This is a genomic window from Bartonella queenslandensis, assembly GCF_018155095.1.
GTDB lineage: Bacteria > Pseudomonadota > Alphaproteobacteria > Rhizobiales > Rhizobiaceae > Bartonella > Bartonella queenslandensis_B.
The window spans coordinates 32,770-54,235 of sequence record NZ_NAAI01000010.1 but is presented as its reverse complement, the minus strand read 5'-3'; the positions used below and the strand labels follow the sequence as shown (position 1 = coordinate 54,235).

General features: G+C 37.7%; 16 protein-coding genes and 1 pseudogene. 12 read left to right on the top strand and 5 right to left on the bottom strand.

The features are described from left to right. Window positions 1-29: 29 nt before the first annotated feature. Complete coding sequence (rpoC, locus tag B5V81_RS07130) at window positions 30-4,241, top strand: DNA-directed RNA polymerase subunit beta' (protein WP_212112853.1); 4,212 nt, start codon at window positions 30-32, stop codon at window positions 4,239-4,241. 369 nt (window positions 4,242-4,610) lie between these two features. Here the strand turns inward: rpoC and B5V81_RS07125 are convergent. Continuing rightward, window positions 4,611-4,872 (bottom strand): annotated as a pseudogene (locus B5V81_RS07125) (Arm DNA-binding domain-containing protein); the annotation flags it as partial. Between the two features lie 327 nt (window positions 4,873-5,199). On the opposite strand from B5V81_RS07125, the gene B5V81_RS08935 reads away from it, so the two are divergent. The 3 genes from B5V81_RS08935 to B5V81_RS07110 all read left to right on the top strand — a co-directional run bounded on the left by B5V81_RS08935 (window position 5,200) and on the right by B5V81_RS07110 (window position 8,196). After that, entirely contained in the window at window positions 5,200-5,433 is a 234-nt protein-coding gene (locus B5V81_RS08935) for a MerR family transcriptional regulator (protein WP_244979432.1), read from the top strand. Window positions 5,434-5,775: 342 nt separating this feature from the next. Further along, window positions 5,776-6,465 (top strand): nitroreductase, encoded by a 690-nt coding sequence (locus B5V81_RS07115; RefSeq protein ID WP_212112852.1) that lies wholly within the window; start codon window positions 5,776-5,778, stop codon window positions 6,463-6,465. Between the two features lie 339 nt (window positions 6,466-6,804). After that, the gene (locus B5V81_RS07110) at window positions 6,805-8,196 is read left to right on the top strand and encodes an L-serine ammonia-lyase (RefSeq protein WP_212112851.1); all 1,392 of its coding nucleotides are present in this window, start codon (window positions 6,805-6,807) and stop codon (window positions 8,194-8,196) included. A gap of 1,709 nt (window positions 8,197-9,905) precedes the next feature. On the opposite strand, the gene B5V81_RS07105 is transcribed toward B5V81_RS07110, so the two are convergent. After that, window positions 9,906-10,184 carry a hypothetical protein gene (locus B5V81_RS07105; RefSeq protein ID WP_212112850.1) on the bottom strand — a complete coding sequence of 93 codons (279 nt, stop codon included), beginning with the start codon at window positions 10,182-10,184 and terminating at the stop codon, window positions 9,906-9,908. A gap of 32 nt (window positions 10,185-10,216) precedes the next feature. Next, window positions 10,217-11,566, bottom strand: coding sequence for an SPOR domain-containing protein (locus tag B5V81_RS07100; protein WP_212112849.1), 1,350 nt, complete (start codon window positions 11,564-11,566; stop codon window positions 10,217-10,219). A 232-nt stretch (window positions 11,567-11,798) separates the two neighbouring features. Between B5V81_RS07100 and clpS the strand changes: the two genes are divergently transcribed. Next, the gene (gene clpS, locus B5V81_RS07095; RefSeq protein WP_212112860.1) at window positions 11,799-12,188 is read left to right on the top strand and encodes an ATP-dependent Clp protease adapter ClpS; all 390 of its coding nucleotides are present in this window, start codon (window positions 11,799-11,801) and stop codon (window positions 12,186-12,188) included. A gap of 6 nt (window positions 12,189-12,194) precedes the next feature. After that, window positions 12,195-14,546, top strand: a complete 2,352-nt coding sequence (gene clpA, locus B5V81_RS07090; RefSeq protein ID WP_212112848.1) for an ATP-dependent Clp protease ATP-binding subunit ClpA — start codon at window positions 12,195-12,197, stop codon at window positions 14,544-14,546. A gap of 7 nt (window positions 14,547-14,553) precedes the next feature. Here clpA and B5V81_RS07085 read toward each other — a convergent pair whose 3' ends face one another. Then, a complete protein-coding gene (locus B5V81_RS07085) occupies window positions 14,554-14,976 on the bottom strand; it encodes an HIT family protein (RefSeq protein ID WP_212112847.1) in 423 nt (140 codons plus the stop codon). Window positions 14,977-15,104: 128 nt separating this feature from the next. Continuing rightward, a complete protein-coding gene (locus B5V81_RS07080; RefSeq protein ID WP_212112846.1) occupies window positions 15,105-15,566 on the bottom strand; it encodes a RidA family protein in 462 nt (153 codons plus the stop codon). 142 nt (window positions 15,567-15,708) lie between these two features. Between B5V81_RS07080 and B5V81_RS07075 the strand changes: the two genes are divergently transcribed. From B5V81_RS07075 to B5V81_RS07050, 6 genes are all read left to right on the top strand, one after another. Then, window positions 15,709-16,545 carry an EipB family protein gene (locus B5V81_RS07075; RefSeq protein WP_212112845.1) on the top strand — a complete coding sequence of 279 codons (837 nt, stop codon included), beginning with the start codon at window positions 15,709-15,711 and terminating at the stop codon, window positions 16,543-16,545. Between the two features lie 167 nt (window positions 16,546-16,712). After that, entirely contained in the window at window positions 16,713-17,492 is a 780-nt protein-coding gene (gene rpsB, locus B5V81_RS07070) for a 30S ribosomal protein S2 (RefSeq protein WP_212112844.1), read from the top strand. Window positions 17,493-17,595: 103 nt separating this feature from the next. Further along, window positions 17,596-18,519, top strand: coding sequence for a translation elongation factor Ts (tsf, locus tag B5V81_RS07065; protein ID WP_039760036.1), 924 nt, complete (start codon window positions 17,596-17,598; stop codon window positions 18,517-18,519). A 157-nt stretch (window positions 18,520-18,676) separates the two neighbouring features. Further along, window positions 18,677-19,396: a UMP kinase gene (pyrH, locus tag B5V81_RS07060; RefSeq protein WP_212112843.1), complete on the top strand. Its 720-nt coding sequence runs from the start codon at window positions 18,677-18,679 to the stop codon at window positions 19,394-19,396. Between the two features lie 37 nt (window positions 19,397-19,433). Further along, window positions 19,434-19,994, top strand: coding sequence for a ribosome recycling factor (gene frr / locus B5V81_RS07055; RefSeq protein WP_212112842.1), 561 nt, complete (start codon window positions 19,434-19,436; stop codon window positions 19,992-19,994). A gap of 653 nt (window positions 19,995-20,647) precedes the next feature. Further along, entirely contained in the window at window positions 20,648-21,463 is an 816-nt protein-coding gene (locus tag B5V81_RS07050) for a phosphatidate cytidylyltransferase (protein WP_212112841.1), read from the top strand. Window positions 21,464-21,466 lie beyond the last annotated feature (3 nt).

Genomic DNA, 21,466 nt, shown 5'->3' with positions numbered 1-21,466 from the left:
GGTTCTAAGAATCTTTGAAGGAGAACAGCATGAACCACGAGGTCATGAATCTTTTCAATCCTCAAGCGCCAGCGCAAACATTTGACTCTATTCGTATTTCCATTGCGAGTCCTGAGAAAATTTTGTCTTGGTCGTATGGTGAGATTAAGAAGCCTGAGACTATTAATTATCGGACTTTTAAACCAGAGCGGGATGGTCTTTTTTGTGCACGTATATTTGGCCCTATTAAGGACTATGAATGTCTATGCGGCAAATATAAACGCATGAAATATAAGGGTATTATTTGTGAAAAATGTGGTGTAGAAGTTACTCTTTCACGTGTGCGTCGTGAGCGTATGGGGCATATTGAGCTTGCAGCACCTGTTGCGCATATATGGTTTCTTAAATCGTTACCAGGCCGTATTTCTACACTTTTAGATTTGACTTTAAAAGATATTGAGCGTGTTCTTTATTTTGAGAATTACATTGTAACCGAACCAGGGTTGACATCTCTTAAGCTCCACCAGCTTCTTTCTGAAGAAGAATATATGCTTGCTATTGATGAGTTTGGAGAAGATCAGTTCACAGCTATGATTGGTGCTGAGGCTATTTACGAGCTTTTAGCTGGTATGGAGTTAGATAAAATCGCCAATGATTTGCGTCTCGAATTAGCTGAAACAACTTCAGAGTTAAAGCAGAAAAAATTGATTAAACGACTTAAGATCGTTGAAAATTTTCTTGAATCTGGGAACAAACCAGAGTGGATGATTATGAAAACAATTCCGGTTATTCCACCGGATTTACGTCCATTGGTTCCGCTTGATGGTGGACGTTTTGCAACATCAGATCTCAATGATCTTTATCGACGTGTTATTAATCGTAATAACCGCCTAAAACGGTTGATTGAATTGCGTGCTCCTGGAATTATCGTGCGCAATGAAAAGCGTATGGTACAAGAAGCTGTTGACGCATTGTTTGATAATGGACGGCGTGGACGTGTGATTACGGGGGCCAATAAACGTCCGCTCAAGTCTCTTTCAGATATGTTGAAGGGGAAGCAAGGCCGTTTTCGTCAAAATCTTCTTGGAAAGCGTGTTGATTACTCAGGGCGTTCTGTTATCGTGACAGGTCCTGAATTAAAATTACATCAATGTGGTCTTCCCAAAAAAATGGCCCTTGAATTATTTAAGCCCTTTATTTATGCACGGCTTGATGCGAAAGGATATTCCTCAACTGTAAAACAAGCAAAAAAGCTTGTTGAGAAAGAGCATCCAGAGGTTTGGGATATCTTAGATGAGGTTATTCGTGAACATCCTGTTTTACTCAATCGTGCGCCAACATTGCACCGTTTAGGGATTCAGGCGTTTGAACCTATCTTAATTGAAGGGAAGGCTATCCAACTTCATCCTTTGGTATGTACTGCTTTTAATGCGGATTTTGATGGAGATCAGATGGCAGTTCACGTTCCACTTTCTCTTGAAGCGCAGCTTGAAGCCCGTGTTTTGATGATGTCAACCAATAATATTCTTCATCCAGCTAATGGTGCCCCTATTATTGTTCCATCACAGGATATGGTTCTTGGACTTTATTATCTCTCGATTGTCTCTGAAAAAGAACCAGGTGAGGGAATGGCTTTTGCCGATATAGGTGAGCTTCATTATGCCTTGGAAAATAAGGTCGTAACGCTTCACACGAAGATTAAAGGCCGTGTTAAGAATATGGGCAAGGATGGAAAAGAAGTTGCTAAACTTTATGATACAACACCTGGTCGTTTGATTATCGGTGAGCTTTTGCCTAAAAATCCGAATATCTCATTTGATATTGTCAATCAAGAAATGACAAAAAAGAATATTTCTAAAATGATTGATCATGTTTATCGCCACTGTGGTCAAAAAGAGACGGTTATTTTTTGTGATCGTATTATGCAGCTTGGTTTTTCTTATGCTTGTCGTGCAGGGATTTCATTCGGTAAGGATGATATGGTTATTCCCGATAGCAAGTCACGTTTGGTTGCAGAAACAGAAGCTTTGGCTAAGGAATACGAACAGCAATATAATGATGGTTTGATTACACAAGGTGAAAAATACAATAAGGTTGTAGATGCTTGGGGTAAATGTACGGACCGTGTTGCGGATGAAATGATGAAACGCATTCAAGCCGTTGATTTTGATCCTAAAACCGGTCGTCAACGGCCTATGAATTCGATCTATATGATGTCGCATTCTGGTGCCCGTGGCTCTGCTAACCAGATGAGACAATTAGCTGGTATGCGTGGGTTAATGGCAAAACCATCGGGTGAAATTATTGAAACACCTATTATTTCAAATTTTAAGGAAGGTCTAACTGTTAACGAATACTTCAACTCCACACATGGTGCGCGTAAAGGACTTGCTGATACTGCGTTAAAGACAGCGAACTCTGGTTATCTCACACGGCGTCTTGTTGATGTTGCACAGGATGCTATTATTTCAGCCGTTGATTGTGGTACGGCAAAAGGGCTTACCATGCAGCCAATTGTTGATGCAGGACAAATTGTTGCCTCCCTTGGGCAAAGAATTCTTGGTCGTACAGCCCTTGTTGATATTTTACATCCTATCTCTGGAGAGGTTATTCTTGAAGGTGGTGCGATGATTGAGGAGGCTGATGTCGTTAAGATTGAAGAAGCCGGAATTCAATCTGTTCAAATTCGTTCTGCTTTAACGTGTGAAACACGTCTTGGGGTTTGTGCAAAATGCTATGGTCGTGATTTGGCGCGTGGAACACCGGTTAATCAGGGAGAAGCCGTTGGTGTTATTGCTGCTCAGTCAATTGGTGAGCCAGGAACGCAGCTTACTATGCGTACTTTCCACTTAGGAGGAACTGCGCAGGTTGTTGATTCATCGTATTTAGAAGCCTCTTATGAGGGTACGGTGGAGATTCGTAATCGTAATGTGGCGCGTAACTCTGAAGGACATTTGGTTGTCATGGGGCGTAATATGGCTATCCTTATCAAAGATGAGTTAGGAAAAGAGCGCGTTGTGCATCGTATTAGCTATGGAGCACATATTTTTGTTGATGATGGTGATGTAGTTAAACGTGGCCAACGTATAGCAGAATGGGATCCTTATACACGTCCAATTTTAACGGAAGTTGAAGGTTATGTGGGTTTTGAAGATATGATTGATGGTTTATCGGTCACTGAAACAGCTGATGAATCGACGGGGATTACAAAGCGTTTGGTGATTGATTGGCGTGCCAATCCACGTGGTGCGGAGCTCAAACCAGCTATTATTATCCACGCGGATAAAGAAGGTAAATCCATTGCTAAATTGTATAAGGGAGGTGAAGCCCGTTATATGATGTCAGTGGAAACTATTCTTTCTGTTGAGCTTGGTGCTCATGTTAAAGCTGGTGATGTTATTGCTCGTTTGCCAATGGAAAGTGCAAAGACAAAAGATATTACGGGTGGTCTACCACGGGTAGCAGAGCTTTTTGAAGCGCGTCGTCCAAAGGATCATGCGATTATTGCTGAAGTCAGCGGTACAATTCAATTTGGCCGTGGTTATAAGAATAAACGCCGTATTATTATTGAACCAAATGATGAAACTCTTGAGCCAGTAGAATATTTGATTCCAAAAGGTAAGTTGTTTCACTTCCAAGAAGGCGATCAAATTGAAAAGGGTGATTATATTCTTGATGGTAATCCAGCCCCTCATGATATTTTAGCAATTAAGGGTGTTGAAGCTTTGGCATCTTACCTTGTTAATGAAATTCAGGAGGTTTATCGTTTGCAGGGGGTTCTTATCAATGACAAGCACATTGAAGTGATTGTTCGTCAAATGTTGCAAAAGGTTGAAATCACTGAATCGGGAGATTCTGGTTATATTCCAGGTGATAATGTTGATCGTATTGAACTTGATGAAATCAATGACAATTTGATTGCAGAAGGGAAGAAACCCGCATCTGGTAATCCCATTCTTCTTGGAATTACAAAAGCTTCTCTTCAAACGCCTTCTTTCATTTCGGCAGCATCGTTTCAGGAAACAACGCGTGTTCTTACCGAAGCAGCGGTTTCTGGTAAAATTGATACTCTGCAAGGACTTAAAGAAAACGTTATTGTCGGTCGTCTTATTCCTGCTGGTACAGGGGGCACGATTTCTCAAATCCGTCGTATTGCAGCAGTTCGTGATGATTTGATTGTAGATGAGCAACGTAAGTCTAGTAATAACGAAGTGGCCAAGGCTATGTTGACAAATATGACAGCTGAAGCCGTTTCTAAATAATTTAAAGATAACGTCACATAATAAAAGACGTCTGAATAGAAAGTTCAGACGTTTTTTTATTTCAAAATGTAAAAGTGGCATATTCTCCTGAAAAATATAAAAAATTATAGGCTAATAGTATTTCAAATATTCTTAGTCATTTATATTTGTTAATGATGCTTATCTTTTTTGTTACTTCATTTTAAAGTTTTTTATGTCTGAAGGCGGTATAGAAACTTTTTCCAAGATATGTGCAGTTTACAAGCCATATTCTAAGGAAAATAGAGGATTCTCTACAAGTGAAATAATGAATGATTTCAAATTTTAAGGAAGTTTTTGATTGATATCTTCTATAAAGATTTAAAAGGTCTTATAACGAAAGACCAATAGTCTTTTCTGTAATCTAAAAAAAATAATTGGTCTTTTGTGTAAAACAGAACGCCATTGTGTTGCTGTTTCACGGGCTTGTTTTAAGAAACATCTCTCAAGGCACCCAAGCCCATTTCGCGACGGCGCCCATGAATGGTATAACGGTAAATCCATTGAGCACCTTCATTTTTACGCTTATGAAGTAACAAGCGGGCACCATCATTATATTTGTCAGCCCCCAATGCTGCGCAGCCCTTGCATTAAGACGGTTCATAAGAGCCATTTTTAGTCCTTTCTTATATAAATTTTATCCACACACTCATCCCACTTATGATGTGAAAGCGAATGATTTTGATTGATTCAACATAAACAGGTTTGGAATGAGAGAATCTTACGTTATTCGGGACTCTCATTCAACATGCAAAACAGAGAATTATCGTTATAAATCAATCTCTTGTCGTATAATAGCTGTATAATATTTGTATGATAAGGATGTGTGCCTTTATATTTAGAGTGCGGAAAAGTAGAAGATAGAATGCTTGCCTAAAGTTTTATAAAAAATAGAAGCATTTCTTATAATAATGTAGTCTATTGAAGACAGAATAATAAAATGTACGAATCTTATTCAATTGGAGAATTGACACGTGCGTTTTCAATAACAGCTCGGACTTTGCGTTTTATTCCTTTCCGATGTAGGAATACACGACTTGGTACACAAACAGACCATCATAAGTTAAAACAAATACTGCGTGCTAAAAGAGTTAAATTCTCATTGTCTGAAATATCTTATATGTTGGCTATGGTTGGAGAACAGCCGGATGATGAGAAAAAGCTTAAGAAATAATTGCAGGAATTCATAAAAAACGAGCTGATTTAAAGAAAATGCAGCATGATATTGATGATCTTCTACAGGATTTAAAACGAATTGAGAAAATTTTTTTGAGAGCCTAGCAGAGTTTGGGGGTAATCGTTGATGATGAAATTTATTTCATCTACTTTTAGACAATTTTCTTGCTATTAAAGGAGATAAGTTGTGCTATCCTAATGGATGGTGGGTCTTTAATACTGCGTGAAATATGTAAGACATTTGAAGAAATAGAGCGTATGAAAAAAAGCAGTAAAGATATTTTCGCAATATATTGTCCTTGATAAGTAAGAAATATTTTTCATAAAGAAAGTAAAGATAATGGCAGTTTCCCCCATGAGTATTTTTCAATCTATTTTGTCGCGAAAATCGATTCGCGCTTTTACTGATCAACCAGTTAGTTTGGAAACAATCAAAGAAATCTTAAAACTTGCAGCCCGTGCACCATCTGGAACAAATATTCAGCCATGGCAAGTGATTGTTCTTACGGGAAGTGTATTACAGAAAGTAGGGCAAGAGCTTTCAAAACTTGCGCTTTCAGGTGTAAAAGGAGAGCGTGAATATCAGTATTATCCACGTCAGTGGCGTGAGCCTTATCTTTCAAGGCGTCGCAAAGTTGGTTTGGATCTTTATCAGAGTCTTGGAATTCAAAAAGGTGATGAAGAAAAAATGCTTCGTCAAAAGGCGCGAAATTTTTTATTTTTCGATGCACCTGTAGGACTCTTGTTTACAATGGATCACGACATGGAAATGGGCAGTTGGCTTGATTTTGGCATGTTTATGCAGACTATCATGTTAGCAGCACGTGGATTTGGATTAGATACTTGCCCCCAAGCAGCTTTTGCTGATTATCATAAACAGATTCGTACACTTTTATCTATTCCTTCTGATCGTCATATTATCTGTGGTATGGCACTTGGTTATCGCGATATGAATGCTCCAGAAAACAATTTTGAGACAGAACGAGAACCGTTAGAAAACTTTGTACGTTTCATTGAAACATATCCATAAAATGTTTTGCGTAATTAAGCATGTGTTTTGAATAATTTACGGCATTATGAGAAATTTTTCGGTAAGAATTTCACATTCTTATTGAATTCAGTATTGCATATTAATACTTATTTTACTACGCTTAGAAAGTTAAGAGAGCGATAACTCTCGGGGGCATTGTTCATTTTGAAGGTTGACTATGGAAAGCACGATAGAAAGACAGTGTTGGGTAGTGGCAAGACGAGCAACATTGGTGTTCATTGCTGTTATTTTTTTAGTTTATCTCGCAATTTGATTTTAAACGAGACAAACGTTATAAAAAGCGTCTTCTCAAACCATGCCGCAGTTTTGAGGTGATGCATGTTTTTATCTGTTTTTGAACTTTTTAAAATTGGAATTGGTCCTTCTAGCTCACATACGATGGGGCCGATGACGGCTGCTAATATGTTTTTGCAAAAAATACGCGATTTTTTTCAGTCATCGGATATTCAAGTTTCTCGTATACGTGTTTATCTTTACGGTTCTTTAGCTTTTACGGGTATTGGTCATGCAACAGATAGGGCTATTATATTAGGACTTTTAGGAGAAAAAGCTTCTACTGTTGATCCTGATAATATGGAATTTCTGTTAGAAAAAGTTATCCGTGAAAAAAAAGTGCAACCAGAAGACCATCCAGCTTATCAGTTTGATTTGCAACGTGATCTTATTTTTGAACGAAAGGAAATCTTACCTGGCCATACGAATGGACTAGCTTTTGAAGGACTTGATACGGGTGGGAATGTTCTGTTGCGGCAGATTTATTATTCTATCGGTGGTGGCTTTGTTGTGACTGAGGATGAATTAAGCCATATGAATGGTGAGATAGAACCAGAAGCATTTGAAGTGCCATATCCCTTTGATTCTGCGCGTACAATGTTATCCATGGCAGAAAAATCGGGACTTTCAATCGCTGAAATGAAGCGCTTAAATGAAGAAACAAAGATAGAGCGTTCTTTTCTGGATGCAGGGCTTGATGAAATTTTTTCAGCGATGACAAATTGCATTGATAGAGGTCTTTCACAAGAAGGTGAGTTACCTGGTGGATTGCGTGTTTTAAGGCGTGCTAAAAAGCTGTATGAAACGCTTTTAGAAAATCAAAAGAAAAATTACAATTATCCACTTTGGGCAAATGATTGGCTTTCAGTATATGCTATGGCAGTTAATGAGGAAAATGCAGCAGGTGGTCGTGTTGTTACAGCACCAACAAATGGGGCAGCTGGTGTTGTCCCCGCAGTTTTGCGTTACTATCTTCAGTTTAATGATGGTTCAGATCAAAAGGGGATACATAATTTTCTATTGACGGCAGCAGCTATTGGCGGTGTTATCAAACATAATGCCTCTATTTCTGGTGCAGAAGTTGGGTGTCAAGGTGAAGTTGGAACAGCATCTTCAATGGCTGCAGCGGGCTTGACTGCAGCGTTAGGTGGAACACCAGCTCAAATTGAAAATGCAGCGGAAATAGCGCTTGAGCATCATTTGGGAATGACGTGTGATCCGGTTGCAGGTCTTGTACAAGTTCCTTGTATTGAGCGTAATGCAATGGGGGCGGTTAAGGCTGTAACGGCTTCTTCTCTTGCATTATATGGTAATGGAGAACATTTTGTTTCTCTTGATGCTTGTATAGAAACAATGCGTCAGACGGGGCATGATATGAGTGAACGCTATAAAGAAACAAGTAAAGGCGGCCTCGCAGTTAATGCAATATCTTGTTAAGAGTGTGATCTCTTGTTAGGAACTGGAATGTTTTTTCAATCCATAACTGGACTCTTTGGGGAAGGATTACATCTTATTTCTAATAAAGCTCATGTTTTTTATTTGCTTATAAATCAAAATTCAAATTGAATTCAGCAACATGCTTGAGATGAGTTTGATTGAGATGGGTTGGTACTTTCTGAAGGTTTGTGCTTTCTGAACAAGTAACAGCTTTTGCATGCAAGATTGGAAGGAGAGTATTGCTCTTATATCTGTTTGATTTGTCTCAGAAAGGAAAAACAATCTCATTGGAAAAAATAAAAAAACGTAAAGTAAAATGAATAATTAATTTATCATCAAATTTAGCTGGATTTTATGGCTTTTAAAAATTTTTCTAGCAATATCTTTTAATTATACCTTGGTATCCAAGGAAAATTTGTTTTAAATTTGAATGATTGTGATGAGGTGTGAGAGAGCTGTAAAAATTAAAATAAATAAAAACGTATATACTAAAAGTATTTGTCAAAATTCTCATAAATGAGCAAGCCAATGGTGCTTTATTTTAGGTGAAGGTTATAACATCATTAAAGAATGCGATAAACAAAAGTATGCGATGACGCCTAATCTTCCTTATTTAAAGGATATTGCTTTAGATATCTTTGAAAGCCGTAAAACTGAATGAAATGGAGATGGTAAGGCTAAAGGATTTTAAAACCTCATATTCTTCCAAAATTAGGTTTTCTGCTTATTTTAGAGATTATATAAACAAGAGACATGTAATCCCTTGCTCCCATTTGGCATACAAGAGCTGCAACAGCAGGAAAAGCACTAAATCATCTTAATATTTATCTCAAAAATCTGTCTGCTTTGGGATTGGATGTTGATTTACAGGCAATAGAAAAAACACCGGTTCTCTTAGAAAATTACTCCATAAAACACAAAGTTTATCAGTAATAGGTTGAAGAGAGGAGCTTGCTTTTTATAAAAAAACTTTGCGAAATAACAAGCATAACATATTTGTCTTTGTGTTTTTTCATTATTACAGGCATTCGTATGCATTCATTGCGTTATGGTGACAGTCAGATTGGGGATGAGCTATTGGATAATTCCTGCTGAAGGAATGAAAATCGATGAGATGCTAAAGAAGAATTTTGTGTACCTTTATCATTAGAGGTAATGAAAATAATTAAAAAAGCCTGTTGCATCTCTAAAAGTGATTTTATTTTTCATCTATTCATTATTGTCCTATTTGACGTGCTGCTATGTCAAAGTATATGCAAAAATAAATTATCATTATAAATTAAAACCTTATAGAAATTGTATCATGATATTTAATCTGATAATTTCTTTTACATTTTTTAACCGATAGTATTTGTCTTTTCAAATTTGCTTTGTTGGTTGAAAAAAATAAAAGTAAAAGGACTTAAATTGTTTTTTACTAGAGTATTTATGTTGTAGGGAAAATCGTCATTAAGAGGGTTTTTCTTTGTTGCACTTTTACAAGAACCTCTAAAGTGAAAAAATATCAAGAAAACTTTTTGATACTAAATTGAAAAATATTTGGTATTTTTTGTGTCCTAAAAAACGGTTTTCTTGGAAGGTTGAAGATATCTATTGGAATCCTTGAAAAAGCTATCAGTACATCCCTACGATTTAAGAAAAAGGCACATCTATCAAAGAATTTTCTAAGACTTCAATAATACAATAATTTTTGAAAGAGGTTTGTAAGATTAAATATTTGTTGCTCCTAGACGGATTTTAATAGGTACATTACCAGTTTGACTGGCAACGCGTAAATGAATGCGTACAGGAGGCATCATGAGTCGACGGTTACGCATTATTTGGCAAATGAGAAGATTAACAAGAAATTGTGTATCTAATGCAGTTGAATTATATTTTAAGCCAGTAAGTTTTGCAGCAGCACCGTGAAGAGAACGCAATGCAAGGAAGGATGATTGCTTCAATAATTTTTCTTTTTCATGGAATGAAGCAAAAGCATTATCCGTCATAATACTATCCTTAACGCAAAATTCAAAAACTTTTAGTAGGCTACAGTATAGCAGTTAAAATTCGCTTTCTTTAATGTAGAACACGCATCAAATGCAGCTTTTTTGGATTGAAATCCCGTAAATCGGGCCCGATAATAACGTTGCCCATTTTTTTCAAACAGTTGCATATGTGAAGAGGCGTTCTTTAAAGTAGAAAAAGCTGTATTTTTTGCTTTTAAAAGCAGAGTATTTGCTTGTTCTTTACTAGGAAGAGAACCAATTTGGATAGCCCATCCAGCATTTGTAGATAAAGAAACATTTACAATTTTATGAGTCTCAACTGGTATAGCTTTTTGAGGGTTGGGTATTGGTACAATTACCCTATTTACAGCCGTTATTGCGATATTTGAGTTTTTAGGTTGTTCTGCAAATGCTGTCAACATAGTCGAAATTTCATTATCAAAATCGCTTGAATCAGCTTTAATGGTTGGTATAGGAGTCTTTGCGCCAGTGGGTAAGTGATAATGTACAGAGACCATTAAACGTTCCCCACTTTTCATTTGGTTTGCTTTGGGCAAGTATTGATTCAATAAGCTAGCCATGTGCTCATCACGTGCAGTAGATGATTTACCGCCCATAACAACAGCGACAATGGAACGTCCCTCAAGACGCATCGAAGTTGCTAAATTAGAACCTGACATTTGTGTGTAACCTGTTTTAATTCCATCGACACCTTCCATGACTTTGACGAGTTTATTGTGGCTATTAATTGTATGTCCACGGAAATTAAAACTTTTTGTTTTGAACAATTTATATTGTGTTGGAAAATGTTTACGTAAGGCTAATGACAAAGTAGCTATATCTCGTGCCGTAGAATAATTGTGCACATCCGGAAGTCCTGAAGCATTGGCGAAATGTGTATGTTTCATACCAAGTTTGCGAGCTTTTTCTGTCATCATACGAGCGAATTTTTTTTCACTTCCTCCAAGATACTCTGCAATGGCTGTTGCAACATCATTTGCAGATCTTGTAATGAGTGCCTTAGCAGCTGCTTCTGCAGAAATTGTTTGGCCTGCTTTAAATCCAATTTTTGTTGGTGGGCGCATTGCTGCATAATGTGAAACAGGAATTGGAGTATTGGGTGTTACACGGCGCATCTGCATAGCTTCAAACAGTAGGTACAATGTCATCATTTTTGTTAAGGAAGCAGGATAACGTTTCAGTGTTGCATTGGCTTGAAAGAGAGTTTTTCCCGTAGTGGCATCTATAACAATAGCTGCATACTTATCAGGATAGGCTCCTTGAGGTGTTGCTGATGCCCAACAGTAAGAAAAAACGAACATAATGAAAGAAATTGCTATCTTTTTATAGCAGCGCATAATTTTTTGATCGTTAATATACACTTGTCGTATCCTATTTCTCCATTTTCCCTGAAAAACTTCTATACAGCTTCCTTTTCTGTAACGAGTTAATGCAGTTTAGATGAATGGTATTACTAATTTGTTTACAGAAGTTATCTTATGAGTGACTTAAATCTAATCATAGGGGGAAAGTTTTTTCTGATGCGAAAGAGGTATTGCAATAGTTGTGAAAGAACTTAAAATTAATAAGAAATTTGCTGCATGGAAAATAATAATGGGACAAACACTCATAATAAACTCTATACCTCATATTACGCATAATAAAGGTATTATACATAATAAAAAGGGCAAGAATTGGGATGAAGGTAGGCATGGTGCGGTTATAATACCTAAGGCTAGAGAAAAAGTTAAAAAACCTAAATTATATCGCATTCTTTTACTTAATGATGATTATACACCTATGGATTTTGTTGTTTTCGTTTTGAAGAACTTTTTTAAAAAAAGTTTCGAAGAAGCTACACGGATTATGTTAAATGTTCATCACAATGGGATAGGCGAATGCGGAACTTATACTTATGAAATTGCTGAAATGAAAATAGTACAAGTTAGGGAGTGTGCACGTCAAAATGAACATCCGTTACAATGTGTAATGGAATGGAAGTGAGGAATTATGCCATCTTTTACACCTAGTCTTGAAGAGGTTTTGCATCGTGCATTAACAATTGCTACTCAAGCGCGGCATGAATATGCAACATTAGAGCATCTTCTCCTTGCGCTGTTAGATGATGCTGATGCAAATTCCGTTATTCAGGCATGCCAAGTAGATGTGGAGGAATTGCGCGAGCGTTTAACCAATTATATTCGCTCAGAGTTAGATGAACAGATTAGAGCTGATGAGGATACAAAACCTACAGCTTTTTTCCAACGTGTTATCCAACGTGCGGTGATTCACGCGCAATCTGCTGGAAAAGATGAAGTGTCAGGGGCAAATGTTCTTGTTGCAATTTTTTCTGAACGTGAAAGCCATGCTGCCTATTTTCTTCAAGAGATGGGCATGACACGCTATGATGCTGTACGTTTTATTTCACATGGTATTACGCGTGATGATGGATTATCCATGTTACTTGAAGGTCTTGAAGAGCAATTAGATCAGCAGATTTCAGACAATGGTGAAAGGATAACAAGTGCTTTAACGAGTTATTGTGTGGATCTCAATTGTAAAGCACGGAATGGAAAAATAGATTCATTAATTGGTCGTGAAAGAGAAATTTCACGGATGATTCAGATTTTATGTCGAAGATCAAAAAATAATCCGCTTTTGGTTGGTGATCCTGGAGTAGGAAAAACCGCTATCATTGAGGGATTGGCAAAGCGCATTGTTGATGGGCAAGTGCCTGAAGTTTTATCAAATGCAACGATATTTTCTCTTGATATGGGGGGACTTGTTGCTGGTACACGTTATCGCGGTGATTTTGAAGAACGATTAAAGCAAGTTATTAAAGAGTTTGAGCTATATCCAGATGCTATTTTATTTATTGATGAAATTCATACCTTAATTGGTGCAGGAGCAACATTAGGGGGAAATATGGATGCAGCAAATCTTTTAAAACCTGCATTATCTTCTGGAGCTATGCGATGTATTGGGTCGACCACTTACAGAGAATATCGAAAATTCTTTGAACAAGACCGTGCTTTAGAGCGCCGTTTTCAGAAGATTGATATTAATGAACCTTCTGTTCCTGATGCGATTAAGATTTTGCAGGGAATGAAGACTTACTTTGAAGATTTTCATCAGATCAAATATACAGATCAGGCGATGAAGGCATCCGTAGAATTGTCTTCACGCTATATAGTTGATCGTAGGTTACCTGACAAAGCAATTGATATTATTGATGAAAGTGGCGCAGCACAAAAGCTTTTGCCACAAAAACAGCGAAAAAAGACGATAGGTGTTAAAGAAATTGAAGCAACTGTTGCTACAATTGCAAGGATTCCACCCAAAACAGTTTCGCGGAATGATCAGAAGATATTGAGTAAGCTTGAAAGAGAACTCAAGCACGTTGTTTATGGGCAAGATCAGGCAATTTCCGTCTTAGTTTCATCCATAAAATTGGCACGAGCAGGTTTACGCGAGCCAGATAAGCCAATAGGAAGTTATTTATTTTCAGGACCAACAGGTGTTGGAAAAACTGAAGTTGCAAAACAGCTTGCATCATCTTTGGGCATTGAATTATTACGTTTTGATATGTCAGAATATATGGAGCGTCATACGGTAGCGCGCTTAATCGGTGCTCCTCCAGGTTACATAGGGTTTGATCAAGGAGGCCTTCTTACAGATGCAGTTGATCAGAAGCCTCACGCAGTCCTATTGCTCGATGAGATTGAAAAAGCTCATCCAGAGTTATTTAATATTTTATTGCAGGTCATGGATTATGGTCGATTAACAGACCATAACGGCAAGAAAATTGATTTTCGCAATATTATTTTGATTATGACAACCAATGCTGGTGCTTCAGATATGGCAAAATCAGCTATTGGATTTGGAAAAGTCCATCGTGATGGTGAGGATATAGAAGCAATCAATCGGTTATTTACACCAGAATTTCGTAATCGTTTAGATGCAATTATTCCGTTTGCGCCTTTATCTTACTTAAGCATCAATCAGATAGTGCAAAAATTTATTTTTCAGCTTGAAGCACAATTGGCTGATCGGGAGATCAGTTTTGAATTAAGCCCTTCTGCTACTTTATGGCTGTCCAATAAAGGATATGATTCTCAAATGGGAGCACGTCCATTAGGCCGTGTTATACAAGAATATATTAAAAAGCCATTAGCAGATGAAATTTTATTTGGAAAGTTACGCAATGGTGGCATTGTTCGGGTATTGACACAAAAATCAAGTGGTGAAAAAGAAAAATTACAGTTAGAAATTTCTTCTTCCGATCTATCTTTTAGCTCAAAGAAAAGTAAAACGCAAAGTTTTACAAAAAAACATGCTGGAAAGAAAAGAACAACATCTTAAGAGCATGTTACAAGGCAGCACGAATTTTTTTTGCATTTTCCTCAAGTATTTCTGTAGGTGTTATCACCTCACTGTGAGGGGTAAGTTCTATTCCTTCCATACGTGGTATAATATGGAAGTGGAGATGATAAACGGTTTGTTGACTAGCCGCTTCATTGAATTGCATGATCGTTATACCATCTGCTTGAAAGGCCTTTTTGACGGCATTGGCAATTTTTTGAACAGCTTTAATAACAGGAAATAATACTTCAGTATCGGCATCAAGTAAGTTTCTAGAACCTTTTTTGGGAATGACCAGCGTATGTCCTGGTGCTTGTGGCATGATATCCATGAAGCCAATAACATCATCATCTTCGTAAACACGAACAGAAGGGATTTCATTACGAATTAATTTAGCAAAAATATTGTTATTGTCATAATCTTGTTTCATACAAATATTTCCTTTTATTGTAAGTTTAAAATTCTAATTTCAAAATGGAAAAATGCAAGGTTTATCGAAAGACAAAAAATATTTTGACTTCAGTTACCTTTAAGAGACGCACTATTTTTAATGAAGATTTAGATTTCTATCATGGCTTCAACTTCTACAGGAACATCCATAGGAAGAGAGGCAACACCAATAGCAGAACGGGCGTGTTTCCCAATTTCACCAAGAATGTTGACGAATAAATCAGAAGCTCCATTGGCGACAAAAGGGATATCAGTAAAATGAGAATCGACAGCCACAAAAACAGTAATTTTGACCACGCGTTTTATTCTATTGAGATCACCCAAAGTTGCTTTGAGTTGAGCGAGAATATTGAGAGCACAAGCTTCAGATGCTTTTTGGGCTTGTTCGGCATTCACAGTTGCTCCAACTTTACCAATAGCTATTGGTTTTCCATTTATAAGAGGGAGCTGCCCAGAAATAAAAAGTTGATTGCCACTTTGTGAAGTTGTGATGTAATTGGCAAGGGGTTGCGTTGCTGCAGGAAGAGTGATTCCAAATGTTTCTAAGTTTCTTTCAATCACATTGGTCATAATTTAAACTCCATAGCTGTTCTATATATTCATTGCATAACCTATTTTTTAATTTAAGGAAATGTGTGGTTAATTGAGAAATTAGCCTTTTTTGCCTTATTGTATGATGTTATGCAACGGGGAGAAAGTTTGGAATTTGGGAATGATTAGAGCATTATTTATAATAATTTTATATATTGTTTTTTTCTGTACAGCGAGAGCTGAAGAGCCTATTTTTATTGTACCTCATCGAGCAATTTATGATTTTCATCTCGATAGTGTTTCTCATGAAATGACAATTTCTGGGATGTCAGGGCGAATGGTTTACGAGCTCACTGGTTCGGCATGCCAAGGCTATAGCACACGTTTCCGTTTTATTAGTCGCCTTCATATTGAAGATATGCCGGTCCGTTTAACGGATCAACGGACGACGAGCTATGAAACAGGTGACAGCCGTACATTTCGTTTTAATATTACCGATCAAGAGGGAGAAGAGGTTTCACATCGTGCCGAAGGGGTCGCGGAGCGAACGGGAGATGGTATTACGGTTACCTTAAAAAAGCCAAAAGAAAAAAAATATAAGCTCGCAATGGCAGAATTTCCAATGATGCAACTAAAGAATATTATCCGCCATGCAAAAGCAGGGGATCATTTTTATAATGTTACTGTATTTGATGGGACAAATAAAGCAGATAAAGTTATAAAAGAAAGTATCGCCATAGGGGAAAAGAAGGCGCTTTTATCTGACAGTGAGACGGAAAAAATGAGAAAATTGGATGAAGAAGAATATTGGCCTGTTACAATCTCTTATTTTGATGATAGTGAAAATAAAGATGGCTTGCCGGTTTATCGAAGCAGTTTTCTCTTGCATGAGAATGGTGTTATGCGTGATCTTCATATAGATTATGGAACTTTTTCAGTGCGTGCAAAATTGAACAGTCTTGAATTCCTGGAACTTGGAAAAGATCTTGATCAATGTGCAAATGTAAATATTAAATGATTGAAGAAAATGACTTGAAAAAGAATCAAATATCAGTATGTTTGCGCTATTCCACACGCGGAGTTTGGGTGCCTATAGATGATCTGTGAGAAAAGTCTAGCAAGCATCCGCCGGTAGTAGGTTTTCCTGCTTTTTCCGCGGAGGTTGAACCGGAAAGGATAAAATTTATGGCACTACCCGATTTTACTATGCACCAGCTTTTAGAAGCAGGTGTTCATTTTGGTCACCAGACTCATCGCTGGAATCCCAAAATGGCCCCCTATATTTATGGTCAGCGTAATAACATTCATATTATTGATCTTGCTCAGACCGTTCCACTTTTACATCAAGCGCTTAAACTTGTTTCAGATACTGTTGCGCGTGGTGGCCGTATTCTCTTTGTTGGCACAAAACGGCAGGCATCTGAAATTATTGCTGATGCAGCAAATCGCTCCGCCCAATATTACGTTAATGCGCGTTGGCTTGGCGGTATGCTGACGAACTGGAAAACAATTTCCAATTCAATACATCGTTTGCGGAAGCTTGATAAAATTCTTGCTGCTGAAGCGCAAGGCTTTACCAAAAAAGAACGTTTAAATCTTGAACGTGATCGTGAAAAGCTTGATCGTGCGCTTGGTGGTATTAAAGATATGGGATCTGTTCCAGATCTTATCTTTGTTATCGATACAAATAAAGAAAATATTGCACTCCAAGAAGCAAAACGTTTAGGTATTCCAGTGATTGCTATTATTGATACCAATTGTGATCCCGATGATGTAACACATCCAATACCAGGTAATGACGATGCTTCACGTGCAATTTCTCTTTATTGCGATCTTTTTGCTCGTGCTGCTCTTGATGGTATTGCTCGTCAGCAAGGTGCAATGGGTATCGATCTAGGAGCTCAAGTTGATGCGCCTATGGAGCCTGTTTTGGAAGAAAGTGCGGTTTTGGCAGTTTCTGAGTGATATAAAACACCTAATTAAGGTACTTTATATTATCTAAAGAAGAAGTTATAGGCGTGCAGAGGAAATTTGCACGGTTTCACTGTTATAGAATAAAGAGGCAAATATGAGCGTTACTGCTGCACAAGTAAAAGAACTTCGAGAATTATCTGGCGCTGGAATGATGGACTGTAAAGCCGCTCTAGCAGAAACCAATGGTGATATGGAAGCTGCTGTTGATTGGCTTCGTAAAAAAGGGATAGCTAAAGCAGATAAAAAGGCTGGTCGTACAGCAGCTGAAGGATTAATCGGCGTCATATCAAAAGATTCACATGCAGTTTTGGTTGAGATTAACTCTGAAACAGATTTTGTTGCACGCAATGATGGATTCCAAGACATTGTGCGTAACGTAGCAACTGCTGCTTTAGATACGCCAGGTGATGTTGAATCTGTTTCTGTTTCTCTTTATCCAGGCTCTGAGAAGACTGTAGAGCTTACAATTAAAGATGCAATTGGTACAATTGGCGAGAATATGACATTTCGTCGTTCCGCTAAATTGTCTGTTGAGAATGGTGTTGTTGCGACTTATATACACAATAGTGTGGCTGATGGGCTTGGAAAACTTGGTGTTTTGGTTGCAATTGAAACAACGGGAAATAAGGAAGCTGCTCTTGCTTTTGGTCGGCAGGTTGCAATGCATATTGCGGCAACCAATCCATTAGCGCTTACAGCACAAGATGTTGATTCTGGTGCTGTTGAACGTGAAAAAGCAATTTTTTCAGATCAAGCACGTCAGTCTGGAAAGCCTGAAAATATCATTGAGAAAATGGTGGAAGGACGTATGCGTAAGTTTTTTGAAGAGGTTGTTTTGCTTTCTCAAGCTTTTGTTATGAATCCTGATATAACTGTTGAGGCTGCTTTAAAGGATGCTGAGAAATCAATTGGTGCTCCAGCAAAAATTACGGGCTTTATTCGTTTTGCACTCGGAGAAGGTGTAGAAAAAGAGGAGTCTGATTTTGCTGCAGAGGTTGCGGCAGCTGTAAAAGGCTAGTTATTGCAAACTCTTGATCAGAGATTTAAAATCATCATTGGTTTTAGAAGCTCTGATGGGAATAGCGTAATTGTTGTGAGGGCGTCACGTGAAAAAAAGTGGTGCCCTTCGTGGTGTCAAAAGCAAAAAAGTAAATGTGCTTTTGGGGAGATTATGAATGGCATTAGCACGTCCGTATAAACGTATTCTTTTAAAGGCTTCTGGTGAAGCTCTTATGGGGGGACAGAGTTTTGGCATTGATGTTTCTGTTGTCGACCGTATTGCCGCAGATATTGCGGAAGTGCGCGCAATGGGGGTAGAAGTTGCAGTTGTTATTGGTGGGGGAAATATTTTTCGTGGCGTTGCTGTTGCTTCACATGGTGGGGATCGCGTGACAGGTGATCATATGGGAATGCTTGCAACAGCCATTAATTCTTTAGCATTGCGAACATCATTGACAAAACTAGGAGTTGAAACGGTCGTGCTCTCTGCGATTGCTATGCCACAAATTTGTGAAAGTTTTTCGCAACGTAAAGCAATAGCTTATATGAATCAGGGAAAAGTTGTTATTTTTGCGGGTGGTACAGGAAATCCCTTTTTTACCACTGATTCTGCTGCGACTTTACGTGCAGCAGAAATTGGTGCAGATGTTCTTCTTAAAGGAACGCAAGTCGATGGTATTTATTCAGCCGATCCAAAGATAGATCCTACAGCTAAGCGTTTTGACCAATTAACACATGTTGAAATTTTGCAATGGGGATTATCAGTTATGGATTCAACGGCGGTCACTTTAGCCCGTGAAAACAATGTACCGATTATTGTGTATTCCATTCATGAAAAAGGCGGTTTAGCAAAGGTCTTGAATGGAACAGGGCGCTTTACAATGGTATCGGAATAAGGGTAAGCTTCAAAGGACAATTGAAGGAGACAGAAATATGAATGTTGCATCAATTATGGATGATCTGAAACGTCGCATGGATGGCGCTATTACGGCTTTTAAACATGAATTAGGTGGCTTACGGACGGGGCGGGCATCGGCGAGTTTATTAGATCCGTTAACTGTTGAATCTTATGGTTCTGTTGTACCCATCAATCAGGTTGCTAATATTTCTGTTCCCGAACCACGGATGCTTTCCGTTTCTGTATGGGATAAAACGATGGTAGGCGCTGTTGAACGCGCTATTCGCGATTCTGGTCTTGGTTTGAATCCCATAACTGATGGTACGAATTTACGTATTCCTTTGCCTGAGTTGAATGAAGAGCGCCGTAAGGAGCTTGTAAAAATTGCGCATCACTATGCAGAGCAAGCGCGTGTTGCTACACGTCATGTTCGTCGTGATGGTATGGACAATTTGAAAAAGTTAGAAAAAGAAGGTGAAATTGGACAAGATGAAGCCCATAGTTTATCCGATAAAGTTCAAAAACTCACAGATGAAACTATTGCTGATATCGATAAAATTTTAGCCGTGAAAGAATCTGAAATTAGGCACGTTTAAGACGGTTTTTTGCTAAAAAAATATTCTACTCCTAGCGTGTAAATTATTTTTATGGATAAAGGGTATAGAGTTAATGTTCACTATGATAGCAAGGTGTGATACAGGGGGCTATTTTATCGTTTGATCGTCTTGATAGAGGAAAGATTGATTTGAAAGGGTTAAAGTTTTTTATTCTTTAATCTGCAAGTGAGTTCCGCCCTTTATTTATGAACACTGTTATAGTATGGTGAGATTTTTTTGTTCGGCATGTCTTTGTCAAACTGCATGATGAGAAACATTATGAGAGATTACTCAAATAATGAGGCTGGGAAATACTATAGTGCAAAAATAATATTTCACTCTTACCGTCCATTATAAAACATGCGCAGAGGATGGAGAAAGCAGAGGTTATAGGGTGTAGATAGCTGCTGTTTCATTTTATGTCTGAAAAAATATTTGAAAACTTATTTTAGGATTGACCTTGATAAGGGAGATTTTTGAAGCTGTTTTCATTGATTATTCGTCTTATAAGCGCTATCTTGGTAGACTAGATCATTTATGGTAAATTATAAGAGAAATTTGTACAAGTATGAAATAAAAATACTGGAGAGGGCAATTTTTCTTGCATCAATTTTAGAGTTTGTATTTTCTATTTTTATTGTTTGGATGTTGTTTTGTCTAATTTAGTTTATCGTGTTCTAACAGCTTTTGTATTTGGCGTTATTGCTTTGTATCTGACATGGTTGGGAGGAACCACTTTTTTTCTTTTTGCATGGTGTATTGGCGGTTTTATTCTTTATGAGTGGATGAGTATTACTCAAGAGAAGTGGCGTTTTTTACAAAAGATATTAGCAAGTATTTTTTATTTTCTCTTTGGCTTTTTTTTAGTATTGAATGTATCTGCTTTATTGGTTTTTTGTGCTTTAATCGTATTGGCTGCAGTGTTGGCTGTTATATCTATAAAAAACAGTGGTTGGGTTTTTTGTGGTTTTTTATATGCATCTTTTCCTGTTGTGGCTTTATGCTTTTTACGGGATCATGAGATGTTGGGGTTCCAAGTTGTTATTTTCTTATTTACGATAGTATGGGGAACCGATATTGGTGGATATTTTATCGGACGTGCATTAGGGGGGCCTAAATTAGCACCACGATTTTCTCCTAATAAAACATGGTCAGGAACACTTGGTGGTACATTTGTTGGTGTTTTCGGTGGTATATGGGTTGCTTTTGGATTTTTTGATATAAACTTAGCAAGTTTTTTTGTTCCACTCCTTACACTTGTTTTGTCAATTGTTTCACAATTGAGTGATTTAGGGCAATCGTGGCTTAAAAGACGGTTTTCTGTTAAAGACTCCAGTTCTTTATTGCCTGGACATGGTGGTTTTATGGATCGTATGGATGGATTGGTAGGGGCAACTTGTCTTCTTTATTTAATCGGTTCATTGATATCTGATATGGATGCACCTTTTAATCTTTTTAGTATGATTTAATGG